12 protein-coding genes and 1 pseudogene are annotated in these 12,500 nt (G+C 67.6%); 7 read left to right on the top strand and 6 right to left on the bottom strand.

Annotated features, from left to right (window positions below; all coding sequences use genetic code 11):
• Positions 1-147 precede the first annotated feature (147 nt).
• Together H7I87_RS26720 and pgi are read left to right on the top strand one after the other, a co-directional pair.
• Positions 148-468, top strand: coding sequence for a chorismate mutase (locus H7I87_RS26720; RefSeq protein ID WP_010949011.1), 321 nt, complete (start codon positions 148-150; stop codon positions 466-468).
• Between the two features lie 111 nt (positions 469-579).
• A complete protein-coding gene (gene pgi / locus H7I87_RS26715; RefSeq protein ID WP_011723919.1) occupies positions 580-2,244 on the top strand; it encodes a glucose-6-phosphate isomerase in 1,665 nt (554 codons plus the stop codon).
• 1 nt (position 2,245) lies between these two features.
• On the opposite strand, the gene H7I87_RS26710 is transcribed toward pgi, so the two are convergent.
• The 4 genes and pseudogenes from H7I87_RS26710 to cobF form a co-directional block, all read right to left on the bottom strand.
• The gene (locus tag H7I87_RS26710; RefSeq protein WP_033715738.1) at positions 2,246-2,995 is read right to left on the bottom strand and encodes an SDR family oxidoreductase; all 750 of its coding nucleotides are present in this window, start codon (positions 2,993-2,995) and stop codon (positions 2,246-2,248) included.
• 42 nt (positions 2,996-3,037) lie between these two features.
• Positions 3,038-3,505, bottom strand: a complete 468-nt coding sequence (locus H7I87_RS26705; protein WP_033722008.1) for a zinc finger domain-containing protein — start codon at positions 3,503-3,505, stop codon at positions 3,038-3,040.
• 153 nt (positions 3,506-3,658) lie between these two features.
• A pseudogene (locus tag H7I87_RS26700) lies at positions 3,659-3,901 on the bottom strand (DNA-formamidopyrimidine glycosylase family protein); the annotation flags it as partial.
• A gap of 4 nt (positions 3,902-3,905) precedes the next feature.
• On the bottom strand, positions 3,906-4,649 hold the full coding sequence (gene cobF, locus H7I87_RS26695) for a precorrin-6A synthase (deacetylating) (RefSeq protein ID WP_009975202.1): 744 nt from the start codon (positions 4,647-4,649) through the stop codon (positions 3,906-3,908).
• 115 nt (positions 4,650-4,764) lie between these two features.
• Here cobF and H7I87_RS26690 point away from each other — a divergent pair, with 115 nt between their 5' ends.
• From H7I87_RS26690 to H7I87_RS26675, 4 genes are all read left to right on the top strand, one after another.
• Positions 4,765-5,715 carry an AurF N-oxygenase family protein gene (locus H7I87_RS26690; protein WP_011723918.1) on the top strand — a complete coding sequence of 317 codons (951 nt, stop codon included), beginning with the start codon at positions 4,765-4,767 and terminating at the stop codon, positions 5,713-5,715.
• Positions 5,716-5,960: 245 nt separating this feature from the next.
• Positions 5,961-6,947: a DUF4873 domain-containing protein gene (locus tag H7I87_RS26685; protein ID WP_224111101.1), complete on the top strand. Its 987-nt coding sequence runs from the start codon at positions 5,961-5,963 to the stop codon at positions 6,945-6,947.
• A 351-nt stretch (positions 6,948-7,298) separates the two neighbouring features.
• On the top strand, positions 7,299-8,063 hold the full coding sequence (locus H7I87_RS26680; RefSeq protein ID WP_023861842.1) for an STAS domain-containing protein: 765 nt from the start codon (positions 7,299-7,301) through the stop codon (positions 8,061-8,063).
• Positions 8,064-8,164: 101 nt separating this feature from the next.
• Positions 8,165-9,031: an LLM class flavin-dependent oxidoreductase gene (locus H7I87_RS26675; RefSeq protein ID WP_011723916.1), complete on the top strand. Its 867-nt coding sequence runs from the start codon at positions 8,165-8,167 to the stop codon at positions 9,029-9,031.
• Positions 9,032-9,065: 34 nt separating this feature from the next.
• Here H7I87_RS26675 and H7I87_RS26670 read toward each other — a convergent pair whose 3' ends face one another.
• The gene (locus tag H7I87_RS26670; protein ID WP_011723915.1) at positions 9,066-9,863 is read right to left on the bottom strand and encodes an enoyl-CoA hydratase/isomerase family protein; all 798 of its coding nucleotides are present in this window, start codon (positions 9,861-9,863) and stop codon (positions 9,066-9,068) included.
• A 224-nt stretch (positions 9,864-10,087) separates the two neighbouring features.
• Complete coding sequence (locus H7I87_RS26665) at positions 10,088-11,122, bottom strand: IS110 family RNA-guided transposase (protein WP_033724787.1); 1,035 nt, start codon at positions 11,120-11,122, stop codon at positions 10,088-10,090.
• Positions 11,123-11,418: 296 nt separating this feature from the next.
• Between H7I87_RS26665 and H7I87_RS26660 the strand changes: the two genes are divergently transcribed.
• A complete protein-coding gene (locus H7I87_RS26660) occupies positions 11,419-12,489 on the top strand; it encodes an IS110 family RNA-guided transposase (protein WP_023863965.1) in 1,071 nt (356 codons plus the stop codon).
• The last annotated feature ends 11 nt before the right edge of the window (positions 12,490-12,500 follow it).

Genomic DNA, 12,500 nt, shown 5'->3' with positions numbered 1-12,500 from the left:
GTGCTCACCGTGCAGTGTTACCGGCGGTTGTCCAGCCCAAAATGGCGCCGTCGATCCGCCCACGGACACCGGTCCGCGGCGGCCGTGGTCTGACTGCTTCCGCAGAGCCCCGCGCGGGGCTCGTCTTCTCCTGAGGCCTGATACTGCATGAGACCCCAATCCCCAGATGACGACGACGACGCGGAGTCAGCAGAGATGAACACGGAAACGGTGGATCCCCGTGAGGCCACCGACATCGACCAGTTGCGCCGGGAGATCGACCGGTTGGACGCGGAGATCCTGGCCGCGGTGAAGCGGCGCACCGAGGTGTCGCAGGCGATCGGCAGGGCGCGCATGGCATCGGGCGGCACCCGACTGGTCCACAGCCGGGAGATGAAAGTCATCGAGCGCTACAGCGAGCTGGGTCCCGACGGCAAAGACCTGGCCATGCTGCTGCTGCGGCTGGGTCGAGGCCGGCTCGGGCACTGACGTCGGCGGCGCCGCGCACGCCGCGCGACCTGGCTCCGTTCCGTCGCAACCCATAGGGTCTGAACCATGAGCCGCGTCGGCGACGCGAAGCGATGAGGAGGAGCGGCGCCCATGACATCCGTGCACACCCTGCCCGACATCACCGCCACCCCGGCGTGGGACGCCCTGCGCAAACATCACGACCGCATCGGCGACACCCACCTTCGCCAGTTCTTCGAGGAAGATCCCGACCGTGGCCGCGAGCTGACAGTGACCGTCGGTGACCTCTACATCGACTACAGCAAGCACCGCGTCACCCGAGAAACCTTGCGGCTCTTGGTCGATCTGGCCCGCACGGCCAAACTCGAAGAGCGCCGCGACCAGATGTTCGCCGGGGTGCACATCAACACCTCGGAGGATCGCGCGGTGCTGCACACCGCGCTGCGACTGCCCCGGGACGCGGAACTGATCGTGGACGGCCGCAACGTCGTCGCGGACGTGCACGAGGTGCTCGACGCCATGGGCGAGTTCACCGACCGGTTGCGCAGCGGTGAATGGACCGGAGCGACCGGCAAGCGGATCAGCACCGTCGTCAACATCGGCATCGGCGGATCCGACCTCGGCCCGGTCATGGTGTACCAGGCGTTGCGCCACTACGCCGACGCGGGAATCTCGGCGCGCTTCGTGTCCAACGTCGACCCGGCCGACCTGATCGCCACCCTGGCCGACTTGGACCCCGCCACAACACTTTTCATCGTCGCGTCCAAGACGTTCTCGACGCTGGAAACCCTCACCAACGCCACGGCCGCCCGCCGCTGGATCACCGACGCCCTCGGCGACGCCGCCGTGGCGCACCATTTCGTCGCCGTCTCCACCAACAAACGCCTGGTCGACGACTTCGGCATCAACACCGACAACATGTTCGGGTTCTGGGACTGGGTGGGCGGCCGTTACTCGGTGGACTCGGCGATCGGCCTTTCGGTGATGGCCGTCATCGGCCGGGAGGCCTTCGCGGATTTCCTGTCCGGGTTCCATATCGTCGACCGGCATTTCCAGACCGCGCCGCTGGAATCCAATGCCCCTGTGCTGCTTGGGCTTATCGGCTTGTGGTACTCCAACTTCATGGGCGCGCAGTCGCGTGCGGTGCTGCCGTATTCCAACGACCTGGCCCGGTTCGCGGCCTATCTGCAGCAGCTGACGATGGAATCCAACGGCAAGTCCACCCGCGCGGACGGCAGCCCGGTCACCACCGACACCGGCGAAATCTTCTGGGGCGAACCGGGAACCAACGGTCAGCACGCCTTCTATCAGTTGCTGCACCAGGGCACCCGGTTGGTGCCGGCCGACTTCATCGGTTTCAGTCAACCGATCGACGACCTGCCCACCGCCGAAGGCAGCGGCAGCATGCACGACCTGTTGATGAGCAACTTCTTCGCCCAGACCCAGGTGCTGGCGTTCGGCAAGACCGCCGAAGAGATTGCGGCCGAAGGCACTCCGGCCGACATCGTGCCGCACAAGGTGATGCCCGGCAACCGCCCGTCGACCTCGATCCTGGCCAACCGGCTCACGCCGTCGGTGCTGGGCCAGTTGATCGCGCTCTACGAGCACCAGGTCTTCACCGAGGGCGTGATCTGGGGCATCGACTCTTTCGACCAATGGGGGGTGGAGCTGGGTAAGACCCAGGCAAAGGCGCTGCTTCCGGTGATCACCGCGGACAACTCGCCGGCGCCGCAGTCGGACAGCTCCACCGACGCCCTGGTGCGCCGCTACCGCAGCGAACGCGGCCGCACCAGCTGACTCAGGCGAACATCTTCGTCAGCCGCGGCGGCAGCACCCGCATCAACTGCACCAGCGGCGCCCACGGCCACCACGGCACCGCCGCGCGGCCGGGCTCCCGCTCCATGGCGGCGACCAACGCCTTGACCCCGGTTTCGTTGTCCACCATCAACATTGTGCTGTTGGATTTGGCCGTCATCTCCGACTCGATGTAGCCGGGCTCGAGCACCGAAACCTTGATCGGCCCCTTGGCGTATTCGGCGCGCAACGATTCACCCAGCGAGCTCAGGCCGGCCTTGCTCGCCGCGTACGCCGCCTTGACGCCGGGCACTCCCTTGTTGCCGAGCACCGACGAGATCAGCACCAGGTGGCCCGACCCGTTCTTGTGGAACATCTCCAGCGCGGTCTCGATCTGCACCAGCGCGGACACCAGGTTGGTCTCGATGGTCGCCTTGTTGGCCCACAGTTTGCCGGAGCCGAGCTTGGCGCCCTTGCCGATGCCGGCGTTGACGATGACGCGGTCGATGCCGCCGAGTTCGTCGCTGAGTTCGGCGAAGACCTTGGGCACCTGCTCGTGGTCGTTGACGTCCAGCGCGGCGACCGCGACCGTGATTCCCGGATACCGTTGCGACAGTTCGGCTTTGAGCTCGTCGAGCCGGTCGGCGCGGCGCGCGCACAGCGCGAGGTCGCGGCCCTTGGCGGCGAACGCGCGCGCCATCCCGGCGCCCAGGCCCGAGCTGGCGCCGGTGATGAGGATCTTCTGGCGAGTCATCTCCGGCAGCATATCGACAGGTGTCAAGTCCGCGGCCGGCGGCTACTTCAGCAAACGCGACATCCGCCGGTCGGCCAGGATCTTGCCGCCGGTCTGGCACGTCGGGCAATACTGAAAAGACTTGTCCGCGAACGACACTTCGCGCACGGTGTCGCCACACACCGGGCACGGCAACCCGGTCCGGGCATGCACCCGCAATCCGGAACGCTTCTCGCCCTTGAGCATGGCCGCCCCCTGGCCGACGGACCGGCTCACCGCGTCGGTGAGCACCGTGACCATGGCGTCATGCAGGGTGGCCAGCTGTTTGTCAGACAACTTGCCGGCCGTGGCGAACGGGGAGATCTTCGCGACGTGCAGGATCTCGTCGCTGTAGGCGTTGCCGATGCCGGCGATCACCTTCTGGTCGGTGATCACCGTCTTGATCCGGCCGGTGTTGCCGGCCAGCAGGTCGGCCAGCGCGTCGACGTCCAGGTCCAGGGCGTCCGGGCCCAGGGCGGCGATCCCAGGCACCCGCGCCGGGTCGTCGACGAGCCACACCGCCAGCCGCTTCTGGGTGCCGGCCTCGGTCAGGTCGAAGCCGGGGGCCGCGCCGGGTGAGCCCAGATGCACCCGCAGTGCGATCGGGCCCTTGCCGGGCCGCAGCGGCGCCGCGGTCAGCCGGTCCGACCAGCGCAACCACCCCGCCCGGGACAGATGGGCGATCAGGAAAAGGCCCTCGGTCCGCAGGCCCAGATATTTGCCCCAGCGCTCGGCGCCCACCACGGTCTGCCCGTGCAGCGCGCTGATCGGCGGGTCGAACGTCTTGAGCACGGACAGGGCGGCGACGTCGACCCGGCCGATCGGCAGCCCGACGGCATGGCGCCGCAGGTGGTCGGCCAGCGCTTCGATCTCGGGCAGTTCGGGCACGGTTTCAGTGTGCCGGTCGCAGCAAATAGGTGTCCATGATCCAGCCGTGCCGGGCGCGGGCCTGCGCGCGCAGCGCGGCGATGCGGGGCCCCACCTCGCCGACGGTGCCGGCGACCAGCAGTTCGTCGGCGGTGCCCAGGTAGGCACCCCACCAGATGCGGGTCTCGGGCGCACACCGCTGGAACGAGCAGTCGGCGTCGAGCATCACCACCGCCGAGCCGGATATGCCGTGGGCGCGCAGCTGGCGACCGGTGGTGACGAGCACGGGCTCGCCCACCTCGTTGAGCGGGATACGATGCCGGGCGGTCAGCGCTTGCACGGCGGTGATGCCGGGGATCACGTCGAAGGTGAATTCGACGTGCCCGGCGACGGTGTCCAGGATGCGCAACGTGCTGTCGTAGAGCGACGGATCGCCCCAGGCCAGAAAGCCGCCGACGCCGTGCGGGCCGAGTTCGGCGGCGATGGCGTCGGCCCAGATCTGCGCGCGTGCGGCATGCCATTCCGCTACCGCGTCGCGGTAGTCGGCGCGGTCGGACCGCTTCGGGTCGGGCAGCTCGACGAAGCGGTAGCCGGGCTGACGGATGAACCGGGAGCAGATCTCGCGTCGCAGCGCCACCAGGTCGCTCTTCTGCTCGCCCTTGTCCATCGCGAAAAACACCTGGGTGTCGTTGAGCGCCTCGATCGCCTGCACGGTCAGGTAGTCGGGGTCGCCGGCGCCGATGCCGATGACGTGGATGTGCCGCCCCAATCGACCCTCCTGACTTGCTTCTGTCGCCCACATTGCCGAATCGATACCGCAAGGGCCTAGTCGGGACCGCAAGTACCCAGTACCATGGGTACCGTCTGAAGCGCCCGAGGCGACGATGCCAAGCGATCAGGAGGACCCGACCATGACGCGCGCCGAGACGATCCGAAGCGACGCGAGGCCCACCGGACCGAGTCGCGAAGAGTTCTCCGAGCGGCTGCTGAAGGGCTCGGTCAAGAAGTCCTACGAACCCGTCGTCGACATCGACTGGGACGCCCCGCTCGACCCGGACAAGTTCTTCCTGCCGCCCCGACTGGTGTCGCTGTACGGCACGCCGATGTGGGACGAGATGACCCGCGAACAACAAATCGAGCTGTCCCGCCAGGAATTGGTCAACACGCTGTCGGCCGGCATCTGGTTCGAGAACATGCTCAACCAGTCGCTGCTGCGCACCATCCTGCACGAGGACCCGACCAGCCGGTCCACCCACTACAAGCTGACCGAGCTGGGTGACGAGACCCGCCACATGGTCATGTTCGGCAAGGCCATCGAACGTGTGGGAGCAAAACCGGTGCAGCCGAAGCGTTTTCACCGCTACATCATCAACGCGCTGCCGCTGGCCTTCCAACGCGGATCGATGCTGTGGGTGGCCGCGCTGATCGGTGAGGAGATCTTCGACTCGCTGCAGCGGCAGATGATGGACGACCCCGAGCTGCAGCCGATCATCCAGCGGCTCATGCGGATTCACGTCACCGAGGAGGCCCGCCACATCCAGTTCGCGCGCGACGGGGCGCGCAAACGGGTCGCCGAGATGCCCCGGCTGAACCGCTGGTTCATGGCCAACATCAACGGGCTGGGCGGCTACTTCTTCAACTATCTGTTCAGCAACCCGGTCCCCTATGCGCGTGCCGGCCTGGACCCCAAGCGGGCCCGAAAGACCGCGCGCACCAGCGCCCATCGCCGCGAGATCCAGATCGCGGGGTTCGCTCCCCTGGCGGCGTTCCTGACCGAGGTGGGCCTGATGGGCCCGCTCGCGCGTCGCGGCTGGAAGCGCAGCAGGTTTCTGTGACGGCGCCGCCCGAGGGCGCCGGGGGCCGCTGCCACATCGCGGTCGTGGGCGCGGGAGCCGCCGGGCGGTGCGTCCGATCCGCCCTGCGCGCCGCCGGATTCACCGACCTGGTCACCCTGGATCGGCCCTACCATGAAGTCCGCCGGTCCCGGTTCGACGACGACGCCGATGCCTGGCGGCTGACCACGACCGGCGGCGAACTCTGGTGCGCCGATGTCGTCGTCGCCGCATACCGGCCGGCGCAGGTGCCCTGGCTGCCCGACATCGCCGGGCGCGACGAGTTCGGCGGCGCGTCGTTTCACGCCGCGGCGTGGGATCCCGGCTTCGACCCGTCCGGCAAACGCATCGCGGTGATCGGCACCGACGCCGCCGCCGCGCACCACCTCGGCCGGCTGGCGCACACCGCTGCGTCGGTCCTGGTGTTCGCTCATGCTCCCCGCCGGGTGGTGCCCGAGATACCGCGTTGGCCCACCCGCGCCCGACGCCGGCTGCTGCGGACACCGCGACGGCCCGGGCCGGTGATCGTGCCGTCGCCGATCCGGGCGGTGACCCGCTCGGGCGTGCAGACCGCCGACGGCGCCCACCACCACGTCGACGCCATCATCTACGGCACCGGCTTCGTCATCCCCGCGCACGTCGCCGACGACACGATCACCGGCGCCGGCGGCCTGCCCCTCCGGCGGGCCTGGCCCGACGGCACGGAACCGTTCTGCGGCGTCGCGGTCCGCGGCTTTCCCAACTACTTCTTCGCCTGCGGACCGGATCCCGGCCCGCAGGCGCGCTACATCGTCGAGTGCCTGAAGCTCATGCAGCGCACCGGCAGCCGCCGCATCGAGGTGCGCGCCAGCAGCCAGCAGGTGTTCAACGAACGCGCCCAGCTACGCCCGGTCGAGCCGCCCCCGGTGGCGTCCGCCTTCGACCTTTCGGCCAGCACGCCCGCCGGCGACGACACCTACGACGGCGCCGCCACGCTCGAGATCGCCGGTGACCGGCATCCGGTGCGGGTGCGGCTGACGGGCCACCTGGACCCCATCGACGGCCGATACCACTGGCAGGGAACGGTATTCGGGTCGCCGTCGCAGCCGCTGCCCGGCGACCTGCTCGGCCAGGCCCGCGCCGCCACCCTGACCGTGGGCCAGCGCAGCGCGCCGGCCCGCATCGTCGAACGCACACCGTGGGGCACGCACACGGTCGCCGGCGTCGGCGCCCCGCCCTACCCTGGCCACCGCTGAGCGGCCGTCGCCGTTGCGCTGGTCGCGCTCCCGCCTTGCGGACTCGCGGGGAGTTTGACGGCCGGACCCGCGTGGTAACCCCAGGCAAGCTCGTGCTGGACACCGGATCACGGCGCGTTCGGGGGAAGTGCGCATCGACGCCGCGCGGGCGGGGAGGGGGCGCATGATCCTTGCGTTGCGGGCCGGCGGCGCGGGCCCGCGGGGACGCCGATCGCAACCTGCGGTTCCGCGCCGCCTTGAGGCCAGCCGATCGCGAACTAGACTTTTGCTCCTGAAGGCGGATACTCAAGCAGTCGACCCGGCAGAACACGAGGAGCGGGAAATGACACCGGACGTCCGGACCGAGCCGGGATGAGCCGGGTTGCTGAGTCGGCCGGCTCATTGGCCGTTTCGACGCGGACGGATGATGCGGCCACCGTGCTGACCGTCGACGGCGTGCTCGATCCCGCCAGCTCCACCCTCCTTCGCGACCGGATCATCAAGGCCACGCTGGACCAGACGCCCGCCGTGGTCATCGACGTCTCCGCGCTGAAGGTGAACGCCGAATCCACCTGGTCGACCTTCATGGCCACCTACTGGCAGCTGGGAAACACGCCGCATGTTCCGCTCGTGTTGGTGTGCGCCAAGAAGGCTGCCCGCGAGGCGATCGCCCGCAGCGGCATCACCCACTTCATGCCGGTGTACTCGAGCCAGAAGGCGGCCTTGAAGGCACTGGGCCCCAACAGTCGTCGCATCGTGCGGCGCGCCGATGCCCAGCTGCCCGCCGATCTGACCAGCCTGCGCGAGTCACGGCGCCTGGTGCGCGAGTGGCTCACCACGTGGTCGCAGTCCAAGCTCATTCCGGTCGCCCTGGTGGTCGTCAACGTGTTCGTGGAGAACGTGCTGGAACACACCGCGAGCGTGCCGGTGATGCGGGTCGAGGCGCAGGGCACCACGGCCACCATCGCCGTCTCCGACGCCAGCAACACGCCCGCCGTGCGGCTGCCGTCGCCGGTGAAGGGCATCGACGTGTCCGGGCTGGCGATCGTCGACGCCTTGTCGCGCGCATGGGGCAGCACGCCCACGGCGTCCGGCAAGACGGTGTGGGCGATCATCGGCCCCGAGAACCAGCTCTAGCCGGCGGCCTCCCGGGAAGCCGGCGCGCCGATCTGCCGGTTGTGCTGAAACTAGAACACGTTCTAATGTCGTGTGACGACCCCTTCAGGAAGGCAGATGACGTGCGGTTTACCTACGCAGAGGCGATGACGGACTTTAGGTACTACATCCCGCTGGCCAAGGCCGCCGAGGCGGCCGGGTACCACGCCATGACGATCGCCGACAGCATCGCCTACCCCTTCGAATCCGACTCGAAGTACCCCTACACCCCGGACGGCAGCCGGGAGTTCTTGGACGGCAAGGAATTCATCGAAACCTTCGTTCTCACATCGGCATTGGGCGCGGTGACCTCGAAGCTGCGGTTCAACTTCTTCGTGCTGAAGCTGCCGATCCGGCCACCGGCGTTGGTGGCCAAGCAGATTGGGTCGCTGGCCGCCATGACCGACAACCGAGTGGGTTTCGGCGTCGGCACCAGCCCGTGGCCCGAGGACTACGAGTTGCTGGGCGTGCCCTTCGCCAGGCGCGGCAAGCGGATGGACGAATGCATCGAGATCATCCAGGGTCTCACCACCGGTGAGTACTTCGAATTCCACGGCGAGTTCTACGACATTCCCAAGACCAAGATGACGCCGGCCCCCACCAAGCCGATCCCGGTCCTGGTCGGCGGGCACGCCGACGCCGCGCTGCGGCGTGCCGCACGGCTGGACGGCTGGATGCACGGCGGCGGGGACCCGGAGGAGCTCGACCACCTCCTTGCCAAGCTCAAGCGGTTCCGCGAGGAAGCCGGCAAGACCGGGCCGTTCGAGATCCACGTCATCTCCGCCGACGCCTACACCCCGGACGGCATCAAACGGCTCGAGGACAAGGGCGTCACCGACGTGATCGTGGGCTTCCGCATTCCCTACATCAAGGGCAAAGACACCGAGCCGCTGGACACCAAGATCCGCAATCTGGAGATGTTCGCCGAGAACGTGATCGCGAAGGTCTGACCGGACGTCGCCAAACCCCAAGCGTCACAGCGCTTTACAGGGGGTCCCACCTCGGCGCTCGCTTCTCCCGGTGCGCCAGGGCGGCCTCGGCCGGGTTGTTGGTGAAACCGGACAGGATCTGGGTGCGGTTCTCCAGCTCGATCGCGTGGCGCAGGCTGGGCGCGTCGAGCGCCGCGTTGAGGCCGATCTTGGTCTGCCACACGCCATAAGCGTTGTTCTCGGCGATCGAGCGGGCCAACCGCAGCGCGGCGGGCATCAGCTGATCGGGCGCGACGACCTCGTGCACCAGCCTGATGCGATAGGCCTCGGCCGCGTCGATGATGCGGCCGGTGAGCATCAGCTCGCGGGCCACGCCGGCGCCGACGATTTTGGGCAGCAGATAGCTGGTGCCCATGTCCATCGACGAGAAGCCGGCCTTGATGAACACCGAACCGAACCGGGCCTGCTCCGAGGCCACCCGGATATCGCTGACCAACGCGAACGCCAGCCCGCCGCCGACGGCGACGCCGTTGACCGCGGCGATCACCGGGATATCGAGCTCGTAGATCCGGGTGTACAGGCTGGCCAGCCGGACCTGGGCGTCGTAGTTGACCTTGAACGCCGGGGTGGTCGGCTTGTTCCGCGTCCACGGCCGGCCGGTGCCGCTCAGATCGGCGCCGGCGCAGAATCCCCGGCCCGCGCCGGTGAGGACCGCCACCCGGTGGTCACCGGTGTCCAGCACGTCCAGGGCCTCGTGGACACCGTCGATCAGCGAGCCGTCGATGGCGTTGAGGCGTTCCGGCCGGTTCAGGGTGATGCAGGCGATGTCGTCGTCGAGGGTCGCGAATTCCACTGCGGGCATAGGTGAACCGTAAGCGACACCGCGGCAGTTCAACGACCCGGCATAGCATGCACTCAGTGTCAGGGTGAGGTGCCGCAGGAGGTTGCGGTGGTTGGATCCTGATCACCTGGTGTCTGGCTCATAGCCTGCCTGCCGCCTTCGGGTTGGCGTTCATGCGTTTTGTCGGCACCGGGTGTGAAGGACCGGCCGGCGTGACTTGATAGCGCCTCTGTGTGTCAAGCGGCCTCGGGAAGGAGGTTCCGTTGGTCGCGTCTCATTGTGCGGTAGATGACGTTCGAGAGCCTGCGCTTGAGGGCTCGGCGAGCTTCAGCGGGCGTCTTTCCTTCGGAGACCTTGCGCCGGTAGTAGTCCTGCCCGGGTCCGATGTCTCGGATTTGGCACGTCGCGATGATGTGGAGCACGCAGTTGAGGGATCGGTTACCGCCAGTGTTCAGTCGATGCCGGGTGTTGTTGCCGCTGGAGGCTTCCAACGGTGCGCTGCCGGTGTAGCTGGCGAAGTGATGCTCGGTAGGAAACCGGTCGATGTTGCCGACATGGCCGAGGATTTTCGCAGCGAGGACGATGCCCACCCCGGGCAGGTTGGTAAGCGTGGTTCTGCTGGCGTCGACGGCATCTCGCATCTGATGTTCGTTGTCTTTGATGGCGCGATCGAGGCGGCGCAGGTCGGCAAGGAGGTCTCGGGCGAGGTCTCGCCGGCAACAGTCAGTGGCGGTGACTGGCCGGACCCGTCGAAGAAGTTGGGCGGCCTTTTCGGCGGAGAGGTCGATCGGGGCGCCTCCGGGAACCAGATCGCGCAGCAGGACGTGGAGCCGATTGAGCAGCCGGGTGCGCTCATTGACGAGGTCGTCGCGGCGTTCGGTCAACAACCGCAGGATCGTGGCCTGGTCTTCGGAGCGCACCTGGCGCAGATCTGGCCGGAACAACGCGACGTGCGCGACATGAAGTGCGTCTGCGGCGTCGGTCTTTCGGCCCCCACCGGTGGCCAGCATCCGCGCCCGTGCGGAGAGCGTGGAGGGTACGTCGACGACATGCTCACCGTCAGCAGCGAGCTGCTGAGCGATACCGCGGCCCAAACCGCGAGCGCCCTCTACGGCGAATCGACGCTCGGGCCAGCGTTGGGACCAGGCCATCAGTTGGCCGAAAGTGCCGGCATTGACCGGGAATCGACGGTGGGCAATCTTGTTGCCGGAACTGTCGATTGCCACTGCAGTGTGAGTGGATTTATGCGGATCGATGCCGATCAGGATCATAGGCCGTCCTCGCGCTCGTTGGGATGGGGCGTGCGCGGTGGGCATCCTGACTTCAAGTCGGTCTACTTGCATGCCTCTGTCGAACCACACCGCGAGGGTGCCGGACGGCGGTGGCACGCTATCAATGAGCCAGCCCATCGGGCGGCAAGGAGCAGTGCGAGCCAGTGCCATCCGGCACCCTCGGACGCTACGAGGATCAAGAGCCTCGCGGCATCCGGCTGTCATTCAACAAGTCAGGAGCGTGGTACCGCCCCCACTGAGGTTTGTCCGCCGACCGGCCCAACCGTCACCTCACAGTGAAGGAGGCAACCACCATGGTTGTTGTTGGAGCCGATGTCCACAAGCACACCCATACCTTTGTTGCTGTCGACGAGGTGGGGCGCAAGCTTGGCGAGAAGACCGTCAAAGCGCTGACGAGTGGCCACGCCGAGGCGGTGATGTGGGCGCGGGAGCGCTTTGGAGCCCAGGTGGTGTGGGCGATTGAGGACTGCCGGCATCTGTCGGCGCGGTTGGAACGTGATCTGCTCACGGCCGGCCAGCAGGTGGTGCGGGTACCACCGAAGTTGATGGCCCAGGCCCGGGCCAGTGCGCGCACGCGGGGCAAGTCTGATCCGATCGATGCGCTAGCGGTTGCGCGGGGATTCCTTCGAGAACCCGACCTGCCGGTAGCTTCCCATGACAAAGTGTCTCGCGAACTTAAGCTGCTGGTGGATCGGCGGGAAGTGCTTGTGGCACAACGGACTGCGATGATCAATCGGCTGCGTTGGCGAGTTCACGAACTTGATCCCGAACGTGCCCCCGGTCCGGCCTCATTGGATCGTGGCAAACACCGTCACCTGTTGGGCGCCTGGTTGGCGACCGTTCCCGGTCTGGTCGCCGAGCTGGCCCGCGATGAGCTCGCCGACATCACCCGGCTAACTGAAGCGATCAACGCACTGGCCAAGCGGATCGGTTCGCGAGTGCGCACGGTTGCCCCTGCGTTGTTGGCGATGCCCGGGTGCGCCGAGCTGACCGCAGCCAAGCTCGTCGGGGAAACCGCCGGAGTGACCCGATTCAAAAGCGAGGCCGCCTTCGCCCGGCATGCCGGCGTAGCGCCTGTCCCAGTGTGGTCGGGCAACACCGCCGGCCGGGTCCGAATGACCCGCTCGGGCAACCGACAACTCAACGCCGCCCTGCACCGCATCGCGATCACCCAGATCCGCCTCGAGGGCCTCGGACAGACCTATTACCGTCACCGGCTAGCAGCCGGTGACTCCAATCCCGAAGCCCTGCGCTGCCTCAAACGCCGCCTGGCCCGCATCATCTTCGGCCACCTCCACACCGACCATCAACACCGAACTCAGCCTTGCCAAACGGCAGCGGCTTGACATAGGAGAAA

The sequence above is a fragment of the Mycobacterium timonense genome (assembly GCF_025821985.1).
In the GTDB taxonomy this organism is placed as follows: Bacteria; Actinomycetota; Actinomycetes; order Mycobacteriales; family Mycobacteriaceae; genus Mycobacterium; species Mycobacterium avium.
Note: the sequence above shows the minus strand (reverse complement) of the source record. Positions and strands in the feature narration are given on the sequence as shown.

Coding starts and splice junctions, on each gene's coding strand:
- H7I87_RS26690 (WP_011723918.1), top strand. CDS start 4,765: ATGCCAAGCGATCAGGAGGACCCGACCATGACGCGCGCCGAGACGATC.
- H7I87_RS26720 (WP_010949011.1), top strand. CDS start 148: ATGAGACCCCAATCCCCAGATGACGACGACGACGCGGAGTCAGCAGAG.
- H7I87_RS26665 (WP_033724787.1), bottom strand. CDS start 11,122: ATGATCCTGATCGGCATCGATCCGCATAAATCCACTCACACTGCAGTG.
- H7I87_RS26680 (WP_023861842.1), top strand. CDS start 7,299: ATGAGCCGGGTTGCTGAGTCGGCCGGCTCATTGGCCGTTTCGACGCGG.
- pgi (WP_011723919.1), top strand. CDS start 580: ATGACATCCGTGCACACCCTGCCCGACATCACCGCCACCCCGGCGTGG.
- H7I87_RS26710 (WP_033715738.1), bottom strand. CDS start 2,995: ATGACTCGCCAGAAGATCCTCATCACCGGCGCCAGCTCGGGCCTGGGC.